This window comes from Candidatus Pantoea floridensis, from assembly GCF_900215435.1.
Classification (GTDB): Bacteria; Pseudomonadota; Gammaproteobacteria; order Enterobacterales; family Enterobacteriaceae; genus Pantoea; species Pantoea floridensis.
This window is the reverse complement of the sequence record NZ_OCMY01000001.1, coordinates 678,103-704,049: the sequence shown is the minus strand read 5'-3', so window position 1 is coordinate 704,049 and position 25,947 is coordinate 678,103. Positions and strand designations below refer to the sequence as shown.

Annotated in this window: 29 protein-coding genes; 12 read left to right on the top strand and 17 right to left on the bottom strand. The window is 53.2% G+C overall.

The genetic code is table 11. The features are described 5' to 3' along the window. Position 1: 1 nt before the first annotated feature. Positions 2 to 1,318, top strand: a complete 1,317-nt coding sequence (gntT, locus tag CRO19_RS03420) for a gluconate transporter (protein ID WP_097094609.1) — start codon at positions 2 to 4, stop codon at positions 1,316 to 1,318. 39 nt (positions 1,319 to 1,357) lie between these two features. On the opposite strand, the gene CRO19_RS03415 is transcribed toward gntT, so the two are convergent. Then, entirely contained in the window at positions 1,358 to 2,440 is a 1,083-nt protein-coding gene (locus CRO19_RS03415) for a malate/lactate/ureidoglycolate dehydrogenase (protein ID WP_097094608.1), read from the bottom strand. 105 nt (positions 2,441 to 2,545) lie between these two features. Beyond that, complete coding sequence (locus CRO19_RS03410) at positions 2,546 to 2,791, bottom strand: hypothetical protein (protein WP_007890717.1); 246 nt, start codon at positions 2,789 to 2,791, stop codon at positions 2,546 to 2,548. 259 nt (positions 2,792 to 3,050) lie between these two features. On the opposite strand from CRO19_RS03410, the gene CRO19_RS26520 reads away from it, so the two are divergent. Further along, positions 3,051 to 3,134: a small membrane protein YohP gene (locus tag CRO19_RS26520; protein ID WP_085982494.1), complete on the top strand. Its 84-nt coding sequence runs from the start codon at positions 3,051 to 3,053 to the stop codon at positions 3,132 to 3,134. A gap of 32 nt (positions 3,135 to 3,166) precedes the next feature. On the opposite strand, the gene CRO19_RS03405 is transcribed toward CRO19_RS26520, so the two are convergent. Beyond that, the gene (locus tag CRO19_RS03405) at positions 3,167 to 3,352 is read right to left on the bottom strand and encodes a hypothetical protein (protein ID WP_097094607.1); all 186 of its coding nucleotides are present in this window, start codon (positions 3,350 to 3,352) and stop codon (positions 3,167 to 3,169) included. Between the two features lie 399 nt (positions 3,353 to 3,751). On the opposite strand from CRO19_RS03405, the gene pagP reads away from it, so the two are divergent. The 3 genes from pagP to CRO19_RS03390 all read left to right on the top strand — a co-directional run bounded on the left by pagP (position 3,752) and on the right by CRO19_RS03390 (position 5,455). Beyond that, a complete protein-coding gene (pagP, locus tag CRO19_RS03400) occupies positions 3,752 to 4,324 on the top strand; it encodes a lipid IV(A) palmitoyltransferase PagP (protein WP_097094606.1) in 573 nt (190 codons plus the stop codon). 150 nt (positions 4,325 to 4,474) lie between these two features. Beyond that, on the top strand, positions 4,475 to 4,684 hold the full coding sequence (cspE, locus tag CRO19_RS03395) for a transcription antiterminator/RNA stability regulator CspE (RefSeq protein ID WP_007890714.1): 210 nt from the start codon (positions 4,475 to 4,477) through the stop codon (positions 4,682 to 4,684). A gap of 345 nt (positions 4,685 to 5,029) precedes the next feature. Then, a complete protein-coding gene (locus tag CRO19_RS03390) occupies positions 5,030 to 5,455 on the top strand; it encodes a GNAT family N-acetyltransferase (RefSeq protein ID WP_097094605.1) in 426 nt (141 codons plus the stop codon). Here the strand turns inward: CRO19_RS03390 and CRO19_RS03385 are convergent. After that, positions 5,439 to 6,794: an aminotransferase-like domain-containing protein gene (locus CRO19_RS03385; RefSeq protein WP_097094604.1), complete on the bottom strand. Its 1,356-nt coding sequence runs from the start codon at positions 6,792 to 6,794 to the stop codon at positions 5,439 to 5,441. The two genes, CRO19_RS03390 and CRO19_RS03385, sit on opposite strands and share 17 nt — an antisense overlap. Positions 6,795 to 6,931: 137 nt before the next feature. Here CRO19_RS03385 and CRO19_RS03380 point away from each other — a divergent pair, with 137 nt between their 5' ends. The 6 genes from CRO19_RS03380 (at position 6,932) to tatE (ending at position 11,618) form a co-directional block, all read left to right on the top strand. Next, on the top strand, positions 6,932 to 7,891 hold the full coding sequence (locus CRO19_RS03380) for a substrate-binding domain-containing protein (RefSeq protein WP_176519121.1): 960 nt from the start codon (positions 6,932 to 6,934) through the stop codon (positions 7,889 to 7,891). A 2-nt stretch (positions 7,892 to 7,893) separates the two neighbouring features. Further along, positions 7,894 to 8,688, top strand: coding sequence for a deaminated glutathione amidase (locus CRO19_RS03375; protein WP_097094602.1), 795 nt, complete (start codon positions 7,894 to 7,896; stop codon positions 8,686 to 8,688). Between the two features lie 18 nt (positions 8,689 to 8,706). After that, positions 8,707 to 9,594: an ABC transporter substrate-binding protein gene (locus tag CRO19_RS03370; RefSeq protein WP_097097573.1), complete on the top strand. Its 888-nt coding sequence runs from the start codon at positions 8,707 to 8,709 to the stop codon at positions 9,592 to 9,594. Further along, positions 9,591 to 10,550, top strand: coding sequence for an amino acid ABC transporter permease (locus tag CRO19_RS03365; RefSeq protein ID WP_097094601.1), 960 nt, complete (start codon positions 9,591 to 9,593; stop codon positions 10,548 to 10,550). The genes CRO19_RS03370 and CRO19_RS03365 overlap by 4 nt, the downstream gene beginning before the upstream one ends. Further along, positions 10,547 to 11,317 (top strand): amino acid ABC transporter ATP-binding protein, encoded by a 771-nt coding sequence (locus tag CRO19_RS03360; protein ID WP_097094600.1) that lies wholly within the window; start codon positions 10,547 to 10,549, stop codon positions 11,315 to 11,317. The genes CRO19_RS03365 and CRO19_RS03360 overlap by 4 nt, the downstream gene beginning before the upstream one ends. 97 nt (positions 11,318 to 11,414) lie before the next feature. Beyond that, a complete protein-coding gene (tatE, locus tag CRO19_RS03355; protein ID WP_097094599.1) occupies positions 11,415 to 11,618 on the top strand; it encodes a twin-arginine translocase subunit TatE in 204 nt (67 codons plus the stop codon). A 112-nt stretch (positions 11,619 to 11,730) separates the two neighbouring features. Here tatE and lipA read toward each other — a convergent pair whose 3' ends face one another. The 13 genes from lipA to leuS all read right to left on the bottom strand — a co-directional run bounded on the left by lipA (position 11,731) and on the right by leuS (position 25,179). Next, the gene (gene lipA / locus CRO19_RS03350) at positions 11,731 to 12,696 is read right to left on the bottom strand and encodes a lipoyl synthase (RefSeq protein WP_097094598.1); all 966 of its coding nucleotides are present in this window, start codon (positions 12,694 to 12,696) and stop codon (positions 11,731 to 11,733) included. A gap of 170 nt (positions 12,697 to 12,866) precedes the next feature. After that, positions 12,867 to 13,523, bottom strand: a complete 657-nt coding sequence (gene lipB / locus CRO19_RS03345; RefSeq protein ID WP_097094597.1) for a lipoyl(octanoyl) transferase LipB — start codon at positions 13,521 to 13,523, stop codon at positions 12,867 to 12,869. 69 nt (positions 13,524 to 13,592) lie between these two features. After that, positions 13,593 to 13,856: a DUF493 family protein YbeD gene (ybeD, locus tag CRO19_RS03340; RefSeq protein ID WP_097094596.1), complete on the bottom strand. Its 264-nt coding sequence runs from the start codon at positions 13,854 to 13,856 to the stop codon at positions 13,593 to 13,595. A 97-nt stretch (positions 13,857 to 13,953) separates the two neighbouring features. Then, positions 13,954 to 15,165: a D-alanyl-D-alanine carboxypeptidase DacA gene (gene dacA / locus CRO19_RS03335; protein ID WP_007890701.1), complete on the bottom strand. Its 1,212-nt coding sequence runs from the start codon at positions 15,163 to 15,165 to the stop codon at positions 13,954 to 13,956. A 117-nt stretch (positions 15,166 to 15,282) separates the two neighbouring features. Further along, on the bottom strand, positions 15,283 to 16,365 hold the full coding sequence (gene rlpA, locus CRO19_RS03330; protein ID WP_097094595.1) for an endolytic peptidoglycan transglycosylase RlpA: 1,083 nt from the start codon (positions 16,363 to 16,365) through the stop codon (positions 15,283 to 15,285). A gap of 10 nt (positions 16,366 to 16,375) precedes the next feature. Then, complete coding sequence (mrdB, locus tag CRO19_RS03325) at positions 16,376 to 17,488, bottom strand: peptidoglycan glycosyltransferase MrdB (protein WP_097097572.1); 1,113 nt, start codon at positions 17,486 to 17,488, stop codon at positions 16,376 to 16,378. 8 nt (positions 17,489 to 17,496) lie between these two features. Continuing rightward, entirely contained in the window at positions 17,497 to 19,401 is a 1,905-nt protein-coding gene (mrdA, locus tag CRO19_RS03320) for a peptidoglycan DD-transpeptidase MrdA (RefSeq protein ID WP_097094594.1), read from the bottom strand. A gap of 33 nt (positions 19,402 to 19,434) precedes the next feature. Continuing rightward, positions 19,435 to 19,905 carry a 23S rRNA (pseudouridine(1915)-N(3))-methyltransferase RlmH gene (gene rlmH / locus CRO19_RS03315; protein ID WP_097094593.1) on the bottom strand — a complete coding sequence of 157 codons (471 nt, stop codon included), beginning with the start codon at positions 19,903 to 19,905 and terminating at the stop codon, positions 19,435 to 19,437. A 3-nt stretch (positions 19,906 to 19,908) separates the two neighbouring features. Then, positions 19,909 to 20,226 carry a ribosome silencing factor gene (gene rsfS, locus CRO19_RS03310; RefSeq protein WP_097094592.1) on the bottom strand — a complete coding sequence of 106 codons (318 nt, stop codon included), beginning with the start codon at positions 20,224 to 20,226 and terminating at the stop codon, positions 19,909 to 19,911. Between the two features lie 91 nt (positions 20,227 to 20,317). Continuing rightward, complete coding sequence (nadD, locus tag CRO19_RS03305; protein ID WP_097094591.1) at positions 20,318 to 20,962, bottom strand: nicotinate-nucleotide adenylyltransferase; 645 nt, start codon at positions 20,960 to 20,962, stop codon at positions 20,318 to 20,320. Further along, positions 20,955 to 21,986 carry a DNA polymerase III subunit delta gene (gene holA / locus CRO19_RS03300; protein WP_097094590.1) on the bottom strand — a complete coding sequence of 344 codons (1,032 nt, stop codon included), beginning with the start codon at positions 21,984 to 21,986 and terminating at the stop codon, positions 20,955 to 20,957. Before holA ends, nadD begins: the two co-directional genes overlap by 8 nt. Beyond that, a complete protein-coding gene (lptE, locus tag CRO19_RS03295; RefSeq protein WP_097094589.1) occupies positions 21,983 to 22,582 on the bottom strand; it encodes an LPS assembly lipoprotein LptE in 600 nt (199 codons plus the stop codon). The genes holA and lptE overlap by 4 nt, the downstream gene beginning before the upstream one ends. Before the next feature lie 14 nt (positions 22,583 to 22,596). After that, positions 22,597 to 25,179 (bottom strand): leucine--tRNA ligase, encoded by a 2,583-nt coding sequence (gene leuS / locus CRO19_RS03290; protein ID WP_097097571.1) that lies wholly within the window; start codon positions 25,177 to 25,179, stop codon positions 22,597 to 22,599. A 222-nt stretch (positions 25,180 to 25,401) separates the two neighbouring features. Between leuS and CRO19_RS03285 the strand changes: the two genes are divergently transcribed. Beyond that, entirely contained in the window at positions 25,402 to 25,884 is a 483-nt protein-coding gene (locus CRO19_RS03285) for a zinc ribbon-containing protein (RefSeq protein ID WP_097094588.1), read from the top strand. Positions 25,885 to 25,947 lie beyond the last annotated feature (63 nt).

The window sequence follows — 25,947 nt, the reverse complement described above, 5'->3', positions numbered from 1 at the left end:
TATGCCATTACTCTATGTGGCGATTGGCGTAGCGTTACTGCTGCTGCTGATGATCCGTTTCAAACTGAACGGATTTATTGCGCTGATTCTGGTCGCGCTGGCCGTGGGCGTGATGCAGGGCATGCCGGTCAATAAAGTTATTATCTCGATTAAAAACGGGGTAGGCGGTACCCTGGGCAGTCTGGCGTTGATCATGGGCTTTGGTGCGATGCTGGGAAAACTGCTGGCAGATTGCGGCGGGGCGCAACGTATTGCCACCACGCTGATTGCCAAATTCGGGCAGAAGCATATTCAGTGGGCGCTGGTGCTAACGGGCTTCACCGTGGGCTTTGCATTGTTCTATGAAGTGGGCTTTGTGCTGATGTTGCCGCTGGTATTCAGCATCGCCGCCTCCGCGCGAGTTCCTTTACTGTACGTGGGGGTACCGATGGCGGCGGCACTCTCCGTCACGCACGGTTTCCTGCCACCGCATCCGGGCCCAACAGCGATTGCCACACTGTTTAACGCAGATATGGGTAAAACGCTGCTCTACGGTACGCTGCTGGGTATTCCTACCGTGATTCTTGCTGGTCCGGTTTATGCGCGTTTCCTGAAAGGAATTGATAAACCGATCCCGGAAGGATTGTGGAATCCGAAAACTTTTACCGAGGCAGAGATGCCAGGATTTGGCGTCAGCGTCTGGACAGCATTGGTGCCCGTAGTACTTATGGCATTGCGTGCGGTGGCGGAAATGCTGTTGCCAAAAGGTCACGTGCTGTTGCCTTATGCGGAGTTTTTCGGCGACCCGATTATGGCTACATTGATCGCGGTACTGATTGCCATCTTTACCTTCGGGCTAAACCGTGGACGCAGCATGGATGAGGTGATGGCTACCATTACAGATTCCATTAAAATTATCGCCATGATGCTGCTGATTATTGGCGGCGGCGGGGCGTTTAAACAGGTGCTGGTGGACAGCGGTGTGGATAAATACATCGCTAATATGATGCATGCAACCAATCTGTCGCCGATCTTTATGGCGTGGTCGATTGCCGCCGTGCTGCGCATTGCATTAGGGTCGGCCACCGTTGCGGCGATCACCGCAGGCGGGATTGTCGCACCGCTAATTGTTACCAGTGGTGCTAGCCCAGAATTGATGGTGATTGCCGTTGGCTCAGGCAGCGTCATTTTCTCGCATGTGAACGATCCGGGCTTCTGGCTCTTCAAAGAGTATTTCAACCTGACCATCGGCGAAACCTTCCGCTCATGGTCAGCGCTGGAAACCATCATTTCTGTGTGTGGTTTGGTGGGATGTTTGCTGCTGGCCAGCGTTATATAAGCATTCAGGCTGAGGCTGCGCGCCTCAGCCTTGCGCCGTTTACTGCGTTAGCGCACGGAAAGCCGCGAGTTCTTCCTGAGGCATACCCGCTTGCAGCGCCGCTGCACAGATTTGCTGCCAACTGTTGTTATCAAGCGGAATACCGTCGCGATAGCGCGCCACTCTGTTGTGTTCTTCCCATTCACCCGGCACCTGAATGGCTTCATTGCCACTTTGAGGTGACTGTTTCACCCAATCAAGAAATGATTCAGCCTCTTCTTGCATGGCTGGTGCATCAAACGCCTCCGGGTCCACGATAATGGTTGTCATGCAGTTGAAAATGGCATCGTGACTGGTGACCAGCGTCTCATCATGCGTGGTGCGACCGCCCGACAGCGCGCCGCCGAAAATTTCACACATCGTCGCCAGCGCATAACCTTTGTGCAGACCAAACGGCATCAGCGAACCATAAGGTGCCTGGTGCATTACGCCCGGTTCCGTGGTCGGTTTGCCCTGATGATCGATCAGATAACCCGGCGCAACCTGCTGCTCTTTGTTCCACGCCACCCGAGTCTTACCGAAGGAGATACCGCTGGTGGCGAAATCGAGCAACAGGGGTTTGGTATTACGGCGCGGGAAAATTGCACAGAAGGGATTGGTGCCAAAACGTCTATCGCTGCCGTTATAAGGGGCAACCATCGGATCGCCCATCACGTTCACGAAATGGAAAGAGACAAAACCCGCTGCGGCGCACTGTTCCGCCCAATGACCGATGCGACCAATATGATGCGAATGATGGAGTCCCACTGCCGCGATGCCCAATTTGGCTGCACGCTCGATGCCAAGCTGCATCGCCTCATATGCAGCAACCTGACCAAACCCGTTGTTAGCATGAAGCGTCAGTACCGCGCCAGCATCTTTTTCGACAGTTGGGTGTTGGTTCAGCTGCAGAAAGCCTTGCGCCAGCGAGTTCATATAGCTTGGGATCATGCCGACGCCGTGTGAATCATGTCCCGCCAGGTTTGCGGCAACCAGGTGTTCAGCCACTAATTGAGCTTCTTGCGCGCTGCTGCCAGCATGGAGCCAAATGGCTTGAACAAACTGATGCAGGTGGGAAGGGGGAATGCGATGTTGAGTACTCACGCGGTTAATCTCCTTATCATGGTCAATAACGCATCCTGCGACGAAAACGGCGATAACCGCAAGTCAGTAAATTAAGTAAAGGGCCACAAGCTGTGGCCCAAAAACTCAGTGCGGCTGTTCGAAGCCCGCTTTGACCATTTGATCGCGCAGTGCACGCGTGATTTCACGGTTCCCACCCGTGATAGGGTAAATGACATTGTTGACGACATCGTCAAGATAATGCTCTTCAAACTCCTGCATGGTGAGTTGCGTACCACCTTCATCGTTGATGGCAATGCTGCCACTTATGTGGTTGCCGTAATCCTTTGCCTTAAGGCTATAACGCCCCATGCTGGTATTAATTGTGCTCATAATCATCTCCTTGTTACGTAGGCATTGATAACAATTGAGGCCTCTTCAGGCGCTATAAGTTTAGACTGTGGATAGGCGGTAAATGCACTAACAAGGCGGATGAAAATTGAACGCTGCGACCTGTCTCGCAGAAATTAATTTTCAGACAAGCGCAGCGGCGTTAATAGGCATGGGCACGTTTAAGGAGGGAAGCGAAACCAGAATCATCATCTATACTGGATAACAGATACCTTATTTTTCATACAAGAAGGAGCGAACAATGAAAATAATCCTGTGGGTCATAGCCATCATCTTCATCGTTGGGTTATTAACTTTAACCGGCGTATTTAAACTTATCTTCTGATATAGACAGGCACCTTCGGGTGCCTTCATGCTTTATTCGGCACAGGCTTTAGTGGCATTCTGATCGTCCATCACTAATTCACAGATATCGGCGAGATTCAGCGGCTTATAACATTGTGCACAACAGGCCCCATGATGGTCTGGCAAATCCACCTTTTCACGATGGTATGAAGTGTAAAAGAATTTAGCGCAACCACAGCGGCTGCAACGAATCGTCATCTTTGTTCCTTCCCTCTCCGTCCTGGAAAGTCGAGATTTATCTTATTCGTGCGCTGAGTTCAAATGTTAAATTTTATTAATTTATTCTGCGCGTGAATAATTCTCTCTAACTTGTTGAATACAATATGGTTGCACCATGTGACCGTTTCTCAGAGTTTGCATTTTTTGTACATAAAGCCATATCACTCATTCGTTTACCTGCCCTTTCAAATCACTTCTTCTTCTTAAGGCAAAATTAACCGCTCGAATGTTTAAGAAACAAGAAAAGGCCTGGAGAGAGTGGCGTCTTTTTTTTAATACACTTTCAGCACATTAAAATAAAAACTCAGTTCTGCATGTAGACGAAAACCTCATCGCTGTGGGGCTGAAGTTTTAGAATGACCCATAGGAAATATCGTTGTGAATCGGCAAATTTCTGCAGCCCTGTTGGGTTGTATTTTGACCTCATCGGTCTCGTTTTCGGCATCAGCAGAAACCACATCGCAAGCCGTTAAATCTGGCTGGAGTACTTTCAGCGACAATGTTTCCCAAACATGGTCACAACCGCAGAATTACGATTTTTATTTACCTGCAATCACCTGGCATAATCGTTGGACTTACGACGACAGACACATCAAAAAATACAATGAACGTCCCTGGGGCGCGGGTGCTGGTGTATCGCGCTGGGATGAAAAGGGTAATTGGCACGGCATCTATGCCATGGCATTTAAAGACTCTTTTAACAAATGGGAGCCGATAACCGGCTACGGCTGGGAGGCCACCTGGCGACCCTTAAACAATCAAGATTTTCATCTGGGCGCAGGTTATACCGTAGGCGTGACGGCGAGGGATAATTGGAAATATATTCCCGTTCCCTTTATTTTACCTTTGGCATCAATCGGATATGGACCTGCGACGTTCCAGATGACGTATATTCCTGGAACGCACAATAACGGCAACGTTTACTTTGCCTGGTTGAGGGTGGAGTTTTAAGCGTTAGCGATGCGCAGAAAGTGTGATCAGGACGCAAAAAATCAATATTTATCACTTTTTCATCAAATCGCACTGGACAAATGTCACCGCAATTGCTGTACTAGACGTCGACACAGTTTAGTGTCCTTTTTTCATGTAAAGGTAATATAGATGTCTAAGATCAAAGGTAACGTAAAGTGGTTTAATGAGTCGAAAGGCTTCGGTTTCATTACTCCAGAAGATGGCAGCAAAGATGTGTTCGTACACTTCTCTGCTATCAACAGCAACGGTTTCAAAACTCTGGCTGAAGGTCAACGCGTTGAGTTCGAAATCACTGACGGCGCTAAAGGCCCATCAGCTGCTAACGTTATCGCACTGTAATTAACAGTTCGAATTCTGAAAACCCGCCTAATGGCGGGTTTTTTTTATGCCTGCCACCAGAGAATCATCCATGCAACCACGGCGAGCGTACTGACGCTGAGCGCCATTAACTCGTTAAAATCATGTGGAACCAGATTCTTCATTTTCTTGCCTCAGAGAGTGATTTTCCACAGCATGGCAGTCCCAGATTAAGCCAGCCTTAAGCCGACATGACGTTACTATGACAAGGCAGATTCTGCGGCGCATCTCACAGATAATTCCCGTAACAACCCTACAACAATCCTTACTTGCAGATTTTTCGCTGGCAACGCTATATAACTGCTCAGGGAAATGTCAGGAGGCAGGATGAACATACGTCAGGCAGAGGCAAAAGACAGTTTTGCGTTGAGTGCGTTGCTAACCGAATTAGGCTACAGCGCGACGGAAGGGTTTATTGATAAGCGTCTGGAGCAGCTTTGTCATCATCCAGACGAAATATTGCTGGTCGCTGAACATGGCAGCCAGGTCTTGGGTTTTCTTTCACTTCATTTTATTCCTCAACTGGCGTTGGCCGGCGATTTTGCCCGCATCAGCTATTTCTGTATTGCCGAAGGCGAACGCAGTAAGGGCAGTGGCCAGCAATTGTTGAATCATGCTGAACAGCTGGCGCGTTCGCACGGCTGTGACCGTATGGAAGTGCATTGCCACTCTTCACGCCTTAAAGCTAATCAGTTCTATGCACGCGAAGGTTATGTGGAGTCTCCGCGCTACCACATTAAAGCTCTGAGCTAAGATTGAGTTCACGGCCGCTGGCAATCACGATGGCGTCGGCGATACTGTCAAGTTGTGCGAAAGGTAGCAGCGCCGCGCTGACGCGAATGAATTGCCTGCTATTGATACTACAGCGTTCGCCTGGCAGCACGGCAATGCCACGTGCTGCCAGCGTGATCATCGCGTATTGTTCAGATTGCACGGGGATCCACACGCTCAATCCATCGCGTTCCTCGAGGAGAAGTCCTCGTTTCGCCAACGCGGCCAGCAACTGTTGACGACGCTGCGCATAGGTGGCCCTCGCATGCTGAACACGCTGCTGAGTATCTTCATCATTGAGCATCCACGCCACGGCATCCTGCAGAATACGGCTGGTCCAGCTAACGCCAAAGTTACGCCAGGCCTGTAAACGTTTCACCATTTCTGAAGTACCAGACAGCACCGCCAGACGCAAATCCGGGCCATACGCTTTGGAAAACGAGTGTACGTGCAGCACGCGCTCGGGGTAGTGGAAGCCAAGGCTCCATACTGGCCATCTCGATAGATCGCCAATACCATCGTCCTCCACGATGATAGTTGTGCTGTTCGCCAGCACGCGGGCTAACTCGGCGCTACGCCGCTGGCTGACGCTGTGTCCGGTGGCTGAATGGGTACGGGGCTGATAGATAAACATCGCCGGAGATTTTTGCAGTAGCGTAGCGAGAGCGGTGGCTATCGGTCCTTGTTCATCGCACGGCAGCGGCAGTATTTCCGCACCGATATTGTCGAGAATATCCAGCAGACGTGTGGCGGTAGGATCTTCAATGACCACGCGATCGCCTGGTGATAGCAACGTTTGCACAATCAGATTCATGGCATCAAATCCGCCATCGGTTGCCAGCCAGGCTTCAGCGGGATAAGGCCAACGTGGCGTAATCGCGGTCTGCAACTGGGGGGAAATCGCCTCACGTTGATAGCTGTTCAACTGAGGGGAGGCAAGGCCTGCCAGCATCGCCTGACGCAGATCTGGCAGCAGGGACGGATCGGGCGAAGCCATTGCCAATGATGCCCGAACATTTTCACCGTAATTGCCAATTTTCTCGAAACGTATAGGGCGCGGCATCACACTATTGCCGCTCACCCACACACCGCTGCGGCCTTTCCCCGCCAGCACTTTCTGCTTTTTTAGCTGCGCCCAGGCCGCCGACACGGTGGCCGGACTCACCCCCAATCGTTCTGCCAGCTCACGCACGGCGGGCATTTGCATGCCCACAGCAATCTCGCCATCGCGAATCAAGGTTGATGTGGCATGCGTAATGCCTTTCACCGAAGCATCAGTGATGTGCTGACTCAGCCACGCCAAATCCACAATTTGCGTCATAAGAAAATCCTTTGTTCAGTAACAAATAATAGATTGTTCAGATTAGTATTCGCGTTTTAGACTCAAATTCAAGCACTATTTGCTGCAAAAACCATCACAGCTATAAGGCTGGCAAAACAGACGGGGAAAGCATAACTATGGTAACCATTAGACTGGCGGTGCGTGACTGGGATTACTTCACCCCGCTGGCACTTGGCGACATCAAGCCAGAAGGGTTTTCGCTGGAAATTGATCGCGTGGGCACATTGGTTGATAACCTGGCAACCAGCGATCAATATGATGCGGGTGAAGTGTCGTTCAGCCGCTTTGCTCAGGCCCGCGCGAAAGGCGACTCCTCATTGCTGGGATTACCGCATTTTCTCATGCGCGGTTTCCGTCAGCGCTGCATCATCACCACGCGTGAGAGCCCGCTTACTTCGCCTGCACAGTTGAAGGGTAAAAAGATTGGCGTGACGGGATGGCAGGATTCCGGCAACACCTGGACGCGCACCGTACTGCGTGAAGCGGGTGTTGAGATCGATGATGCCTACTGGTTTGCCGGGCGTTTGACGGCGGAACATCCTGTTGTCGATCGCCTGGCCGGTTTTGGTCGTCCGGGTCGCATCGAGCCAGCGCCGGGGGAGCGTCCACTGATCGACCTGCTGAAAACGGGCGAGCTGGATGCGGTATTCACGCCGTTTATGCCGGAAGGTTTTTTCCTTGCCGATTCAGGGCTGCGCCAGCTGCAGCTAGATTTCGCCGCTGCTGAGCGTGACTACTTTAATCGTGTTGGTTACGTGCCAGGCATTCATATCCTGGCAATAAAACCTGCATTGGCAGACGCGCATCCCTGGCTGCCCCAGGCACTGAGCGAGATTATCGATCGCTCCTACCATATGTGGATGAAGAAGCGCGAAAAATACGCGGATACCACGCCGTGGCTGCTGGATGATTTGCGACGTACCGCGCAGGAATTACCTGCCGACTGGAATCAAAACGGCTTTGCCGCTAACAAAAAGATGATTGCCGACTTTGCTAATGAGCTATTCCAGCAAAGCCTAACGAAAACATTGCTAACGCCAGAGGCGATCTTTCCGGCGGCGGCACGAGGAGAATAATCATGAAAGTCGCAATGGGGCAATTTGCCGTCAGCCGTGAATGGCAAGAAAACACCGATATTTGCATCGGATTGATGAATAAGGCGCTGGCGGGTGGCGCGGATCTGCTGGTACTGCCAGAGGGCGTGCTGGCGCGCGATATCGCCGATCCCGATCTGGTACTGAAAGCCGCGCAGCCGCTTGATGGTCCTTTCGTTACGCAGCTGCTGGCTGTCAGCAAAGGCAACATGCTCACCACCATGATGAGCGTGCATGTGCCGACCGAAGGAGAGAAAGCGCTGAACGTGCTGATCGCCATCCGCAACGGTGAAATCATCGCAAAGTACGTCAAGCTGCATCTGTACGATGCTTTTGCCATGCAGGAGTCACAGCGTGTTAACCCCGGACGAGAAATTCCGCCGCTGGTCGAAGTAGCCGGCATGAAAGTGGGCCTGATGACCTGTTATGACGTGCGCTTCCCGGAGCTGGCGCGCCGTTTAGTGCTGGATGGCGCCGAGGTGTTGGTGCTGCCGGCCGCGTGGGTGAAAGGCCCGCTGAAAGAGATGCATTGGGAGTTACTGACCACAGCGCGGGCGCTGGAAAATACCTGTTACATGGTGGCGGTGGGCGAATGTGGTCCACGCAATATCGGTAACAGCCTGGTGATCGATCCCCTCGGCGTAGCGATAGCCAAAGCACCTGAATCGGCCGCACTGGTGTTTGCCGATCTCGATCCACAGCGCATCGCCTATGCGCGCAGTGTGCTGCCGGTGCTGGAAAATCGCTGTTTTGCGCGTCCTGAACTTAAACCACTTTGAATGCTGGGGAATCGACTGATGAAAACTTTTGCTACCGCCATCGCGCTTTCATTAGGTCTGACGGCCTGTTTCGCTCAGGCCGCGGAGGCTATTCCTGCGCAAAAAATGGATCAGGCACTGCACGATCGCCTGCCAGCGGAAATTAAGCGCAGTGGAAAGATGATCTCAGTAAATAACGGATCTTTTCCTCCGTATGAAATCGTTAATGGGCCGCACACAATGGACGGCGCATCCGCCGATCTGACCGAAGCGCTGGCGCAGCTGTTGGGCGTGAAGATAGAGCATGCAACCGTGAGCGGGCTATCCGGTGTGCTCACCGGCATCAATTCTGGCCGCTATCAAATGGCGATTGGCCCCATTGGTGATTATCCGGATCGTCAGCAGAAGGTCGACTTTATCGATTTTGTGCAGGAGTTTGTGGTGTTTGGCGTACAGAAAGGTAATCCCTCAAAGATCAACGGGCTGGAAGATACCTGCGGCAAGCGCATTGCGGTAATGGCAGCCGGTTCAGCTGAACAGGTGATTCGCAAGCAGTCAGATGCCTGTGTTGCGGCGGGTAAACCGGCAGTGGTCGTGCAATCGTTTACCGATCAGCCTTCGTCGATTTTAGCCGTTCGGTCTAAACGTTCCGATGCGTTCTTCTCATCACAGGCGCCGCTGACTTACTTTATCGAGCAGGCTAACGGTCAACTGGAATTATCGGGCAAAGGCAAGAAAAACGGCTTTGGCGATATTTTCCAGGGCACCGTGGTGCCGAAAGGTTCGGAACTGGGGAACGTGGTACTGGACGCGTACAAAGAGCTGTTTAGCAACGGCACTTACGCGGCGATCATGAAGAAGTGGAAACTAGACGGTAACGTATTACAGCAACCAGGTCGTAACCTGGCGCAAGGGGCGGCAAAATGAGTCTCATCACCAACAATTCGCGAGCCAGGGATAAGGCCGACGTGCAGCAGCGCGATGTGGCTTTCGCCCGCAGTGCACCCACGTATGGGCGCTGGATCTCATGGATTGTGGTGCTGGTTATCGCCGCTGATTTCCTCTGGCTGGTGGCGACTAACCCCAATTTCGAATGGAAAGTGGTGCTGCAGTGGTTTACCGAAGGTTCGGTAATGAAGGGGCTACAGGTCACGCTTGGCTTGACGGTGGTGTCGATGATTCTCGGCACGCTACTGGGATTGTTACTCGGTGTCTGGCGACTATCGGAAAACAGATTGCTGAGTGGCATAGCGTCGCTCTATATCTGGTTTTTCCGCGGTACGCCGCTGCTGGTGCAACTGATTTTCTGGTACAACCTGTCGACGCTATTTCCTACACTTTCAATCAGTGTTCCCTGGACGGATATCACCTTTGCCAGCTGGAACACCAACGATCTGATTACGCCACTCACCGCCGCGATTGCCGGGCTGGCGCTTAATGAAGCGGCGTACATGGCCGAAATCATTCGCGCGGGCTTGCTATCTGTGGATAACGGTCAGGTGGAAACCACGCAGGCGTTTGGCATGAGCCGCAGCCGTGCGTTACGCCGTGTCATTATCCCGCAGGCGATGCGTTCGATTATTCCACCGACGGGCAATCAGCTGATCAGCATGATCAAAGCCACGTCGCTGGTGAGCGTGATCGCCATGGGCGATCTGTTGTATTCGGTGCAGGCTGTCTATAACCGCACCTTTGAAATTATCCCGATGCTGATGGTGGCGGTGATTTGGTATCTGTTTATCACCTCTATTCTCAACGTGGGCCAATCCGCGATTGAACGTTACTACGCACGCGGCACTACGCGCAGAGTGATGAATAAACGCCGCAACGTGGCAAACGATCCAACACCGGCCGTCGCACAGCGGTTGAAGGAGGATGTATGAATCAGGTTCAGCCGCTGGTGCGAGCACGTAATGTGCAGAAGAGTTATGGCGATAATGAAGTGCTGAAAGGCATTGATCTCGATGTGTTTCCTGGCGAAGTGGTGGTGATTCTGGGGCCGTCAGGTTCGGGTAAATCGACTTTCCTGCGCTGCATTAACCATCTGGAGGACATGAATGCCGGTTCGATCATGGTTGGTGAGGATCAGATCGGTTACGAACTTAAACGTGGCATCTTGCACCGTTTATCGGCGCGTAAAATTGCGCATCAGCGTCAGAAAATTGGCATGGTATTTCAGCAGTTCAATCTCTATCCGCATATGACGGTGCTGCAAAATATCATTGAGGCGCCGATTGGCGTGCACAAGTTTCCACGGCAAGACGCGCTAAAGCATGCACGCGAACTGCTCGCTACGGTGGGATTGAGTGATAAAGCGGATGCCTGGCCGCGTCATCTTTCAGGCGGGCAGCAGCAGCGCGTGGCCATTGCTCGTGCGCTGGCGATAAAACCGGCGCTGATGCTATTTGATGAGCCCACCTCGGCGCTCGATCCTGAGTTGGTTGGCGAAGTGCTAGCCACCATGCGGACCTTAGCCGATCAAGGCTTAACCATGATTGTGGTCACGCATGAAATTGGTTTTGCGCGTGAAGCAGCCGATCGCGTGGTATTTATGGATGGCGGCGTGGTGGTGGAGCAGGGCGCGCCAGAACAGGTGATTGGCAATCCACAGCATCCGCGGACGCAGGCCTTTCTCAGCCGCTTTATCTAGCCCGTGGTCTCACTCTGTTACAGATTGCAGTTGAGGCCGGCTATAAACTGCGCGTTAATAGGCAGGTCCGTTTTTCACAATGGTTGAAAGGTAAATTATGGAAGGTATCAGTATTGCCAAACTGCTGATCATCGGTGCGCTCATCGTACTGCTTTTTGGCACCAACAAGTTACGTTCACTGGGTGGCGATCTGGGTTCCGCAATCAAAGGCTTTAAAAAAGCCATGAAAGATGATGAATCCGGCGCATCCAAAAATAGCGCTGAAGAAGTGCCCGCCGATCGGGTAAGCCACAAAGAGTAATTACTGCGCTGAACGTCAATAAGTGTAAGTATTTATTACGTTGATAAAAAACCAGACTGTTGCCAGTCTGGTTTTTGTTTTTTATCTCATAGCGCGTGTTGAAGACGCAATCTTATTTCACTTCCAGGCCTTTTGCCTGCATGTCAGCGTGATACGAAGAGCGTACAAACGGGCCGCAGGCCGCATGGGTGAAGCCCATCGCCATCGCTTCTTCTTTCATCTCGTCAAACTCAGCTGGACTGACATAACGTTGCACGGGCAAGTGATGACGGCTTGGCTGCAAATACTGTCCCAGCGTCAGCATAGTGACGCCGTGGCGACGCAAATCGCGCATCACTTCAATGATTTCGGCATTCGTTTCGCCAAGGCCAACCATCAAACCTGATTTGGTTGGAATTTCCGGATGCGCTTCTTTAAAACGCTCCAGCAATTTCAGTGACCAATCATAGTTCGCACCAGGGCGTACCTGACGGTAAACGCGCGGTACGTTTTCCAGGTTGTGGTTGAACACATCCGGTGGCGTGGCATTAAGAATTTCCAGCGCACGATCCATACGACCACGGAAGTCAGGCACCAGCGTTTCAATTTTGATGGTTGGGCTTTTTTCGCGAATGGCCGTGATGCAGTCGGCAAAGTGCTGTGCACCGCCGTCACGCAGGTCATCACGATCCACAGACGTGATAACCACATAACGCAGCGCCATATCGGCGATGGTTTGTGCCAGTTTCAGCGGTTCGTTGGCATCGGGCATATTTGGACGGCCATGTGCCACATCGCAGAAGGGGCAGCGACGGGTACAGATTGCGCCGAGAATCATAAAGGTTGCGGTACCGTGGTTAAAACACTCTGCGAGGTTAGGGCAAGAGGCTTCTTCGCACACGGAGTGCAGACCATTTTTACGCATCGCGGCTTTGATGCCCTGAATGCGGCTTGAATCCGCAGGCAGTTTGATCTTCATCCATTCCGGCTTACGCAGAATTTCTTCACGCTCAACCACCACGGTTTTCACCGGGATGAGCGCCATTTTGTCGGCATCGCGATACTTGACGCCACGTTCCATCTGAATTGGTTTACTCATAAATCTGCAGGTTCCGGTCGGGATTGCGATTTGAAAGCTTCCTCACTCAAACTGAGAACCAGGCTTTCAACTTTTTTTGAAAATATGGCAAAAATTATATCATCTCGTCTGCTCATAAGCAGCCGATTAGCCGGTGCAAAAGTTACAATTTTGTAAATTCGCACGTACAGTCAAGGTTGAATCGCGTCCTCACTGCGCCATTCCAGCTGGCTAAATCCGGTTAAAAGCGCAAAATGCGCGACCAGTCGCGGCTGTACATCTGCGGGCGTAACGCCTGGCTGGAACTGGCTGAGTTGCGTCATCTGCATGCCCGCATATCCGCAGGGATTGATGCGTAAGAAGGGGGCTAAATCCATCGCCACATTGAGCGCCAAACCATGAAATGAGCAGCCTTTGCGAATGCGCAGACCGAGCGAGCAAATCTTCTCATCGCCAACATACACGCCCGGCGCATCCGCGCGAGCACGAGCGTTAATGCCATAGTCGGCCAGCGTCGCAATCACCGTCTCTTCTAACGCTGTCACTAATTCACGTACGCCCATCTTGCGGCGTTTCACGTCAATCAGCACATACATCACCTGTTGGCCTGGCCCGTGATAGGTGACCTGGCCGCCACGATCGCTTTGTACCACCGGAATATCGCCCGGCATCAGCAAATGTTCCGCTTTGCCTGCCTGGCCTTGAGTAAACACGGGATGATGCTCAACCAGCCAAATTTCATCGGCCGTGGTGCTGTCGCGCCGATCGGTGAAGTGATGCATCGCATCTGAGATGGGTTGCCAATCGCGCTGGCCGAGTTGACGAACAAGAAGCGTATTAGCTGACAAAGCGAAGATCCGATAGAGAGTGGAGGGCAGAGTATAACGCTGGCAAAGTGGACTTTGCCAGCGCCAGAATTACAGCACCATACGCACGATTTCGATATTGCCCAGCTCTTCGTACAAGGTTTCAACTTGCTCAATGTGGGTGGCGGTGATGGTAATCGACACTGAGTGATAGTTACCTTTGCTGCTTGGTTTAACGTCAGGTTTATAATCGCCTGGCGCGTGGCGCTGCACCACTTCAACCACTTGATCAACCAGCTCCGGCTGCGCCAAACCCATCACTTTATAGGTAAAAGGGGTAGGGAATTCGAGCAGTTCATTCAATTTGGTTTTCATAGATTCACTCCGGTGCTTAAAAAAACAGGCTCCCGCCGGGGCGGGAGCAAAGATAGTAACTTATTTGGGGGCAAATTGGCGTTTTTTCAAGCGCGCCTTAGCCGAACCAGTGATGGAACATTAATTTGATGTAATCAATAATGCGGCCGAAGAAACCGCCTTCCTGTACTTCGTTCAACACCACCAACGGACGCTGCTCAACGGTTTTGCCATCAAGCTGGAAGTTGATGCTGCCAACCACCTGATTTTTCTGCAGCGGTGCGTGCAGTTCGGTGTTGTTCAGCACATAGCTGGCTTTCAGATCTTTCATGCGGCCACGCGGGATGGTCAGATAGGCATCTTTTTCCACGCCGAGCTGCACACGATCGCTATTACCAAACCAAACCGGTTCAGAGGCGAACTCTTTACCAGCTTTCAGTGGCGCCACCGTTTCGAAGAAGCGGAAGCCCCATGTCAGCAGTTTTTTACTTTCGGTTTCACGACCTTTATAGGTACGGCCGCCCATTACCGCTGAGATCAAACGCATCTGGCCTTCTGTTGCAGAGGCCACCAGGTTGTAGCCTGCTGCATCCGTATGACCGGTTTTGATGCCATCAACGTTCAGGCTGGTATCCCACAACAAACCATTACGGTTGGTCTGGCGGATATTATTGAAGGTGAAATCTTTTTCACGGTAAACCGCATACTCATCCGGTACGTCACGGATTAGCGCCTGACCGATCAGCGCCATATCGCGCGGCGAGCTATATTGGCCTTCTGCATCCAAACCATGCACTGTCTGGAAGTGGGTGTTTTTCAGGCCCAGCGCACCAACGTAGTTGTTCATTAGGTTGACGAATGCATCCTGGCTACCTGCGACGTAGTCAGCCATGGCTACGCAGGCATCGTTCCCCGACTGCAGCACGATACCGCGCGTTAGCTGTGAAACCGGTACGCGATCGCCCGGTTTGAGGAACATCAGCGATGAACCTTTGAATACGGGATTACCGGTAGCCCAGGCATCTTTTCCCACGGTAACGATGTCATCGTTATGGATTTTGCCCGCCTTGACCGCCTGACCAATCACGTAGCTGGTCATCATTTTGGTCAGGCTCGCCGGATCGCGACGTGCATCCGCGTTCTTTTCGGCCAGCACTTTACCGGAGTTATAGTCGATCAGCACATAAGCTTCAGCATCAATGTCCGGCACGCCCGGAATCATAGTCTTAAGGTTCACATCGTCCGCAAAAGCGACGTGGCTGAGAGAAAGGGCGATCAGTGATCCCACTGTCAGGCGTTTCAGAAAACGAGAAGGTTTCAGCGTATTCATGTTCAGAACTACAACATCCGTGGGTTTAGAGTGAAAAAAGTGCCTAACTATAGCAAACGTCCGATCGGGCGACATCTTGCTTTGCAAATCAGTTTCAGCAGGAAATGTCACTGTCCGTTACATCGAAGGACGGGCAGTGGTAATAAATGAGCTCATTTGCGCTTCCGTGTTCAGGCGCTGCTGCAACGCAACTGCATCGGCGCGGCTTTTAAAGCCACCAAGCTGGATGCGATAGACGTTGCCATTGGCTTCAACTGCACCCGGTACGCCAAAGCGTTTGCCCAGGCTATCCGCCAGCTGACGCGCACGCGTGGCATCGTTAATGGCACCAACCTGCACCACATAGCCGCTGCCTGCATGGGCATTTTGGCTGCTGGCGGGTGCGGCACTTGCTGCTGCTGGTGACGAGGGAACCGGTGCCGCTGGTGGCGGTTCGCTGCCTTCCAGCACGCCGTTGGCTAAGGGCTGCGGTGCGCCAAGAAAACCACTGCTCTGCACGGGGGCGCCCATGTTGCCATTACTTTGCAGCGTACTGTTATCCACGGGGCGTACATCTTGCGGTGCAGGCGCGGCGGCACTGCCACCGGTCATGACCATGCCGCCACCCAGGTCTGGACGAGCGGGCAGGGCATAGCTCTGTTTGGCAACGGTAGTGCCAATGGTTCCGGGCCCGGAGACGGAACCATCGGGTGCCACTTTAATGTAATCAACGCGTACGCGGGTGTTGTTGGAAATATTCAGGCGATCGCCTGCGGCTCGCGACAGGTCAATAATGCGTCCCGGCGTGTAAGGACCCCGATCGTTAACCCGCACCACAATTTGGCGGCCGTTAGCGAGGTTGGTCACGCGCACATAGCTTGGCAGTGGCAGCGTGGGATGCGCGGCGGTCATTGCTTCAGGGTCGTAAGATTCACCGATAGCGGTGCGATTACCTTGTGCTTCATCGCCATACCAGGTCGCCAAACCCACTTCGCTGTAGTTCGACGGATCCTTAATCACGCGGTAACTTTTACCATTGACGCTGTAATCCTGGCTGGTAGAAGGATTGATCGGTTCATAACGCGGTTCTACGCCGGGGATTTCCACCACCGGGCCGTTATAGGCCGGTTGCGGTGGCGCAGTGTTATTCTGCGGTTCCGGTGTGGAACAGGCAGCCAGTACCAATGATGCCAGTGCAACCCCAAGCCAGTCCTTACGCATGTGCAGCCTCTTAAACGCTTTTAGATAACATTTTTCGATGAGTATGGATCGACATCACGATGCCAAACCCAGCCATTAACACAATCAATGCCGATCCGCCGTAACTCACCAGCGGCAGCGGTACGCCAACCACCGGTAAGATACCACTTACCATGCCAATGTTAACGAAAACATAAACGAATAAAATCAGCATCAAACCGCCAGCCATTACACGGCCAAAGGTCGTTTGCGCGCGAGCGGCGATAATCAGGCCGCGCATGATCAGCAGCAAATAGAGTACCAGCAATAACAATACGCCAACCAGGCCGAGCTCTTCCGCTAACACCGCAAAAATGAAGTCGGTATGGCGCTCAGGCAGGAACTCGAGCTGAGACTGCGTACCGTGTAGCCAGCCCTTACCGCGCAGGCCGCCCGAGCCAATGGCAATTTTAGACTGAATGATGTGGTAACCAGCGCCAAGCGGATCGCTTTCCGGATCCAGCAGCATCATCACGCGGTCACGTTGATAATCATGCATCAGGAAGAACCACAGAATGGGGATGAAAGCCGCCACTAATAGCACTGCCACGCCAATCAGCTTCCAGCTCATACCGGATAAGAACAGGACAAACAGACCGGATGCGGCGATCAGAATCGAGGTGCCGAGGTCAGGTTGCGCCGCCACCAGCAGCGTGGGCATGAAAATCAGCACCAGTGCGATGCCGGTATTTTTCAGCGTTGGCGGGCACACATCGCGGTTGATAAAGCGCGCCACCATCAGCGGCACGGCAATCTTGGCAATTTCCGAGGGCTGAAAACGCACGAAACCGAGATCGAGCCAGCGCTGCGCGCCTTTACTGATATGGCCAAAGGCATCGACCGCGACCAGCAAAATCACGCAGACAATGTAGAGGTAGGGCGCCCAGCTTTCATAGACGCGTGGCGGCACCTGTGCCAGCACCAGCATGATCACAATACCCATGGCTATTTGTCCGAACTTGCGCTCAGTCATGCCCGGGTCCTGTCCGCTGGCGCTCCAGATGACGACGGCGCTATAGGCCAGCAGGCTGAGAATGATCAGCATAAATAACGGGTCAATATGGATACGCGTCCAGATCGACCTTTTCTGCGGATTATCGTTCATGGACATCTTTATTCACCTTCGTAGCCGGGCGGCGTCGGTGCGGCTTCTGGCAGCACGGTATTGTTGTCGCCTAACATAATGTGGTCGAGAATCTGGCGCATCACGGTGCCCACTGCCGGGCCCGCACCGCCGTTTTCCAGAATCATAGTGACCGCCACGCGCGGCTTATCGTACGGTGCGAAAGCCGTCATCAATTTGTGGTCGCGTAAACGTTCAGCAATCTTGTGTGCGTTATAGGTCTCATTCTCTTTCAGACCGAAGACCTGCGCTGTACCGGACTTGGCGGCGATTTTATACGGCGCATCGGCAAAGCTTTTATGCGCCGTTCCGTTGGCGCGGTTTGCGACGCCATACATACCGTCTTTGGCAATTTCCCAGTAGCCAGAGTGAATGTCGCCAATCGGCGCATCCGGCGGCTGGCGATAAGGCACCATGGTCTGCCCTTCACGAGTGGCGCGCAGCAGATGCGGCACCTTAATCACGCCATCGTTAATCAGAATCATCATCGCTTTGTTCATCTGTATCGGCGTGGCGGTCCAGTAACCTTGGCCGATGCCAACGGGAATGGTGTCACCCTGATACCAGGGTTTTTTGAAACGCTTAAGTTTCCATTCACGCGTCGGCATGTTGCCCGCGCTCTCCTGCGGCAGATCGATGCCGGTACGATGGCCGTAACCGAACTTGGTCATCCATTCTGAAAGGCGATCGATGCCCATGTCATATGCGACCTGATAGAAGAAGGTATCCGCTGACTCTTCTAGCGATTTCGTCACGTTCAGACGGCCATGACCCCATTTTTTCCAGTCACGGTAGCGCTTTTCCGAACCCGGCAACTGCCACCAGCCGGGATCGAACAGGCTGGTATTGCGATTAATGACGCCCGCGCTTAACGCCGAGACGGCAACGTAAGGTTTAACGGTGGAAGCCGGTGGATAGGAGGCCTGCAGCGCACGGTTATACAGCGGACGGTTTTCGTCGCTTAGCAGCGCTTTATAATCTTTGCTGGTGATGCCGTCGACAAACAGGTTCGGGTCATAGCTGGGCGTTGATACTAACGCGAGGATTTCGCCGGTACGTGGGTCGCTCACCACCACCGCCGCGCGGCTGCCGGTCAGTAACGTTTCGATGTATTGTTGCAGCTTGAGGTCTACCGTCAGATAAATATCGCGTCCGGCCTGCGGTGACTGCTCGTGCAGCTGACGGATCACGCGGCCACGGTTGTTGACCTCAACTTCTTCGTAACCGGTTTTGCCGTGCAGCACATCTTCGTAGTAATTCTCAATGCCGAGCTTGCCGATATCATGCGTTGCCGCATAGTTTGGCCATTTTCCTTCCTGATCGAGACGCGTCACATCACGATCGTTGATTTTAGACACATAGCCGACCACATGCGTCAGCGTCTGGCCGTAAGGATAGTAGCGGCGTTGATAGCCTTTTACTTCCACGCCAGGAAAACGGTATTGATTGACGGCGAAACGTGCTACCTGCACCTCGTTCAAACCGATTTTTACCGGAATTGAGGTAAAGCGACGCGAGCGTTTGCGCTCTTTTTCAAAGGCATCAATGTCGTCATCGGTCAGATCCAGTACCGGTCGCAGATCCTGTAAGGTCTGCTTCAGGTTTTCGACCTTTTCCGGCATCAGTTCAGCTTGGTAGATAGTGCGGTTCAACGCCAACGGCACGCCATTCCGATCGAAAATAATTCCGCGGCTGGGCGCAACCGGCACCAGTTTGATGCGGTTTTCATTCGAACGCGTACTGTAGTCGTCAAAGCGCAGGATTTGCAGGTGGTACAGATTGACCACCAGTATGCTGGAGAGCAGCAGAATGCCAAAGAAGGCCACCAACGCTCGGCGGACAAAAAGTTTCTGTTCGGCAGTGTAATCGCGAAAGGCGTTGCTCTGTAATTTCATCCGCTACATTTTTTGTCTGGGGTTGTCAGGCGTTTATTCACGATGATAAGGATGATTCGTGGTGATGCTCCACGCACGATACAGGCTTTCTGCTACCAGCACACGCACCAACGGATGTGGCAACGTGAGTGCGGAAAGCGACCAGCTTTGTTCGGCAGCGGCTTTGCATGCGGGCGCCAGGCCTTCCGGACCGCCGATCAACAGGCTGACATCACGACCATCCTGCTTCCAGCGTTCGAGCTGCTGCGCCAGCTGCGGCGTTTCCCACGGTTTTCCTGGAATATCCAGCGTGACGATGCGATTTCCTTTACCTACGGCGGCCAGCATCGCTTCACCCTCTTTTTCCAGAATGCGTTTGATATCTGCGTTCTTGCCGCGTTTACCGGCAGTGACTTCTATCAATTCAAACGGCATATCTTTGGGGAAGCGGCGCAGATATTCCATGAAACCGGTCTGAACCCAGTCGGGCATTTTGGTGCCGACGGCCACAAGCTGCAGTTTCAAGGCTTAGCTCCAGAGTTTTTCCAGCTCATACAGCTGGCGGCTCTCTGCTTCCATCACGTGTACAATCACGTCACCGAGGTCAACCACCACCCAATCGGAGGCCGTTTTACTGTCTACACCTAGCGGTTTCAGGCCCGCAGCGCGTGATTCCTGCACCACGTGATCGGCGATTGAGGAGACGTGACGCGTCGAGGTGCCGGTGCAAATAATCATGCAATCGGTGATGCTGGATTTGCCTTGAACATCGATAGCAATGATGTCCTGGCCTTTGAGATCATCAATCTTATCAATAACGAAGTCTTGGAGTGTTTTACCTTGCAAAAGGTTCCCCTTAAAAACAGGTGATTACGGACGGGCTAGCGATTGGAAAAAAGTAGCCGAAAATGAAGCGGCGCAGTATAGCATGCTGCGATCAACCGCGATATAAGCCAACGCTATCGATATAGTCGATGACTGCATCAGGCAGCAAATCAGCGCACGAGGCGCCCGCGTGGCGGCGCTGACGGATCTCTGTGGCGGAGATATTGAGCAGCGGCGTATCGGCCAGCCAAATCCGTCCAGCGGATGAGTGATGCAGCTGCTGCACGTCATCGGCAAGATGCTCATCAAGCCAGCGCTGCATCTCTGGTGTATCCATCTGCGTCGCATAGCCGGGACGTTTACACACCAGTAAATGACACAGCGACAGCAGATCTTGCCAGCGATGCCATTTGGCTAACGTTAGCAGAGAATCCTGACCAACGATAAACGCGAGGGGCTGTTCTGCGCCGCGCTCGGCACGCAATGCTTCCAACGTGGCGACCGTCCATGAGGGCGTGTCATGTTCCAGTTCGCGCGTATCAATCTCAAACAGCGGACGATCGGCGATAGCACAGCGCAACATTGCCACGCGCTGCTGGGCACTGGCTTCGGGCTGCGGGCGATGGGGTGGCACATTATTTGGCAGCAGCGTGACTTTTTTCAGGCCCACCTGTTGCGCCAGCGCTTCTACCGGGCGCAGATGGCCATAATGAATGGGATCGAAAGTGCCGCCAAAGAGGGCGTAAAGTTTAGACATCGGTAAAGCTTATGGGGAAATCGCGATGACAGAGCAGCAGCGACAAGGTCTCAAGCTGCGGCCAGAGATTTTGCCCGTAATCCTGCTTCATGCTCAGCTCCAGTTCTGCCAGCAGATGGACCACGCGTTGTAGACGGCGCGCATCAAGGCGCTGCAGTGCTTCGGTAAACAGTGCGCGGCGATTTTGCCAAATACGCTGCTGGTCCATTAACGTGCGCAGTGCTTGTTTAGCCTGATTACGCTGCAGATGGAGCAACGTCAGCAAGTCGCGTTGCAGCGTACGCAGCAGAATCACCACTTCGCTATCCTCTTTTTCCAGCTGATGCAGGATGTGCAGGGCACGTTTGCTTTTACCCGCCAGCAATGCATCAACCCAGTGGAATGGCGTAAAGTGCGCAGCGTCGTTAACGGCGGCTTCTACGCGCGGCAACGTCAGTTTGCCATCTGGCCACAGCAGCGACAGGCGCTCTAACGCCTGGGCCAGCGCCAGCAGATTACCTTCGTAGCAGTAGCAGAGCAGCTGAATGGCGGCGTCATCAACGTTGAGTTTCATCGCCCTGGCGCGGCCGGCGACCCAACGCGGCAGCTGAGCCTGTTCCGGCGTCTGACAGGGAACTAACACTGACTGTGCACTCAGTGCTTTGAACCAGGCGCTGTTCTCCTGAGCTTTGGTCAACTTCGCCATGCGGAGCACTAGCAGAATGTCGCTGTGCAGTAGCGTAGCCAGTTTTATCAGCTGGTCAGCAATGGCCGCGTTTGGCCCATTTTCTGGCAGTTGCAGCGTTAAGGTTTGGCGTTGGGTAAAAAGGCTAAGTGACTGGCAGCTGACAAAAAGGGCATCCCAGTCAGTTTGCGCATCCACGGTGACGCTAAAATGTTCTTCAAATCCCTGCGCGGTGGCTGTTGCGCGGATAGCATCGGCGCTTTCCTGAATCAGAAGCGGTTCATTACCGGTGAGAAAATAACAGGCGCGCAGCCCCTCACGAAGCTGCGCGCTCAGTTGTTCAGGATAAATCCTGATCATTGCAGACTGGTAGCTGACGAAGAAGACACTTCCGGTGAATTCTCTCCCGGTGCAATCGTCTCAGGCTGCGGTAAGGTCTCTTTGTTGCTTTCCTGCGCGGCGTGAACGGTAAGCAATTTACGTACTAGCTGCTCGGCCGCGCGCTGGCGCATCTCCTGCACAATCATGTCCTGCTCCGCATCCTTGGCCAATGCGGCGTTCGGGTTGTCGAAGAAAGAACGATAAACGGTAGTGCTGATTGGATAGATTCCTTTACCCGGCAGCAGAACCTGGGCGGTTACCGTCATCACCAGTGAGTATTCCGCGGTGGTTCCGCTGATAAACACCGATGCGGTATCACGTCCCTGGCCTTCCGCACCCAGGCGCAGCGTTGGGTACTTAGCGCTGGCCGCTTTGCTGTCTTCAATGATGTTCACATTGTTGATGCGTAGCTGCTGGCGCACGGCACGTGACAGTGGACCATACGGGTCGCCACTTTGGACGATGAGGGTTTTCATCTCGGCCGGCACCGATGTGGTGCCGCGCGGGTGAAAACCACAGCCTGCGGTAATCATTACCGCAAGCAGGACAAACAGCCTGATAATCAGTTGTCGCACAGTTCCTCCTGAACTTAACCCACGACCAGGTTAAGCAGTTTGCCAGGGACATAAATCACTTTACGAATGGTGACGCCATCCAGATATTTCGCCACCAAATGCTCCTGCGCAGCGCGCGCCTGCACCTGTTCCTGCGTGGCATCCGTTGCAACGGTAATCTTACCGCGCACTTTGCCATTCACCTGCACCACGACTAGCAGAGAATCTTCCACCATGGCCGCTTCATCAGCCACCGGCCAGCTGGCTTCATCAATGCTACCTTCGCCGCCAAGTGCCTGCCACAATACGTAGCTAGCGTGCGGGGTGAACGGATAGAGCAGACGCGTTACAGCCATCAGCGCTTCCTGCAACAGTGCACGATCCTGCTCGCCTTCCTGCGGGGCACGAATCAGCTTATTCATCAGCTCCATGATGGCGGCGATAGCGGTATTAAACGTCTGACGACGACCCACATCATCCGCCACTTTAGCGATAGTTTTGTGCAGATCGCGGCGCAGTGCTTTCTGATCGTCATTCAGGCTGTTGACATCGAGCGCCACGGTCGCGCCTTTGGCAACGTGCTCGTAAGCCAGTTTCCACACGCGCTTCAGGAAGCGGTTAGCCCCTTCAACGCCTGATTCCTGCCACTCCAGCGTCATCTCTGCTGGAGAAGCAAACATCATGAACAGGCGAACGGTATCTGCACCGTAGCGCTCAACCATCAGCTGTGGATCGATGCCGTTGTTTTTCGACTTCGACATTTTACTCATACCAGCGTAAACCACCTCACGGCCTTCGGTATCGGTGGCTTTTACGATGCGGCCTTTCTCATCACGCTCAACGGTGACGTCAACCGGAGAAACCCAGTTACGCTCGCCATTCACGCCGTGATAATAGAACGCATCAGCCAGCACCATACCCTGGCACAGCAGGCGTTTGGCTGGCTCATCCGAGTTGACCAGGCCTGCATCACGCAGCAGTTTGTGATAGAAGCGGAAGTACAATAGATGCATGATGGCGTGTTCGATACCGCCAACATACTGATCGACCGGCAGCCAATAGTTTGCCGCCGCCGGATCCAGCATGCCTTCGTGGTAGTTTGTGCAGGTGTAACGCGCGTAGTACCACGATGACTCCATAAAGGTGTCAAAGGTGTCGGTTTCACGCAGCGCTGGCTGGCCGTTAACAGTGGTTTTTGCCCACTCAGGATCGGCTTTGATCGGGCTGGTGATGCCGTCCATGACCACGTCTTCTGGCAGGATAACCGGCAGCTGATCTTCTGGCGTTGGCATTACGGTGCCATCTTCCAGCGTTACCATTGGAATTGGCGCGCCCCAATAACGCTGACGAGAAACACCCCAGTCGCGCAGACGGTAATTTACCTTACGCACGCCCACACCTTTTGCGGCCAGCGCATCAGCAATAGCGTTGAAGCCGGCCTGATGATCCAAGCCGTTGTATTCACCAGAGTTGAACAGAGAACCTTTTTCGGTCATTGCTGCGGTGCTGATATCTGGCTCTGAACCGTCCAGATTCAGGATCACTGGCTTGATGTTCAGATTGTATTTAGTGGCAAATTCCCAATCGCGCTGATCGTGGCCTGGAACCGCCATGACTGCGCCAGTGCCGTACTCCATCAGTACGAAGTTGGCTACCCAAACCGGAATTTCTTCACCGGTCAGCGGATGGATGGCAAACAGGCCGGTGGCTACGCCTTTCTTCTCCATCGTTGCCATGTCGGCTTCGGCCACTTTGGTGGTGCGGCATTCGTCGATGAACTCAGCCAGGCCAGGATTGGTGGCGGCAGCCTGCTGTGCCAGCGGATGACCGGCGGCGACAGCGACGTAAGTCGCCCCCATAAAGGTATCAGGACGCGTGGTGTAAACTGTCAGCTTCTCAGCACTGTTGGCGACGTCGAAGGTGATCTCTACGCCTTCAGAGCGGCCAATCCAGTTGCGCTGCATGGTTTTGACCTGCTCTGGCCAATCTTCAAGATTGTCAAGATCGTTCAGCAACTCTTCCGCATAGGCAGTGATTTTGACGAACCACTGTGGAATTTCTTTGCGCTCAACTTTGGTATCACAGCGCCAGCAGCAGCCATCAATAACCTGTTCGTTGGCCAGTACGGTCTGATCGTTCGGACACCAGTTCACGGCTGAAGTCTTTTTATAGACCATGCCTTTTTCATACAGCTTGGTGAAGAACCACTGCTCCCAGCGATAGTATTCTGGCTGACAGGTTGCCAGTTCACGGCTCCAGTCATAGCCAAAGCCCAGCAATTTAAGCTGGTTCTTCATGTATGCGATGTTGTCGTATGTCCACGGCGCAGGCGCAGTGTTATTTTTCACTGCGGCACCTTCTGCTGGCAGACCAAACGCATCCCAACCGATTGGCTGCAGCACGTTTTTGCCGAGCATACGCTGATAGCGCGCAATCACATCGCCAATGGTGTAGTTACGCACGTGGCCCATGTGTAGGCGGCCAGAAGGATAGGGCAGCATGGAAAGGCAGTAGTACTTCTCTTTGCCTTCCTGCTCGGTCACTTTAAAGGTTTCGTTTTCGTCCCAGTGTTGTTGGACGCGGGTTTCTATCTCTTCCGGGCGGTATTGCTCTTGCATGGCTGCCTGTGGTCCTTTGTGAAAATCGCGAAGCATACTTTTAGATCCGCATAGCATACCCATAAGGTTGCCCCTCAACAACTTTTCGCGCCCCTACCAGCATGATTTCTCCTGAATGCGCCACCGCTTTCACCCTTTTGTGATTTCTACTGCAGCTGGCAATGCAAATATGACAAAACAGCTAAACTTAACAGCAGTATCCGCAGCGGAAAGGAGAATAAAATGAATAACGTGGCGCAGGAATACCGTGCAACGATTGAAGCATTATCCCAGCGACTGGACCATGGCGAACGCGATGTTGATGCGTTAGTGGCTGAGGCGCGGCAAACATTGCTGGCGAAAAAAACGCTCTCGCCGGCCGAGGTCAATGAAGTGATGCGCGCGGTGCGGCGTGATTTACACGAGTTTGCGCTGAGCTATCAGGAGTCTTCCGATGTGGTGGGCGATTCGGTGTTTCTGCGCGTGATCCGTGAAAGCCTGTGGAAGGAGTTGGCGGATATTACCGATAAAAGTCAGCTGGAGTGGCGTGAGGTGTTTCAGGATTTACGCCATCACGGCGTTTACCAGAGCGGTGAAGTGGTGGGGTTGGGTAATCTGGTGTGTGAGAAGTGCGGCTTCACGCGGGCAATTTATACGCCAGAAAGTTTAACGCGCTGCCCAGAGTGTGGCCACGACCAGTTTCAGCGTCAGCCGTTTGAACCCTGATTTTGTGAATAAATAAACCCCGCGCGATGAATCGCGCCGCTGCGGATACGTGTACATACCGTA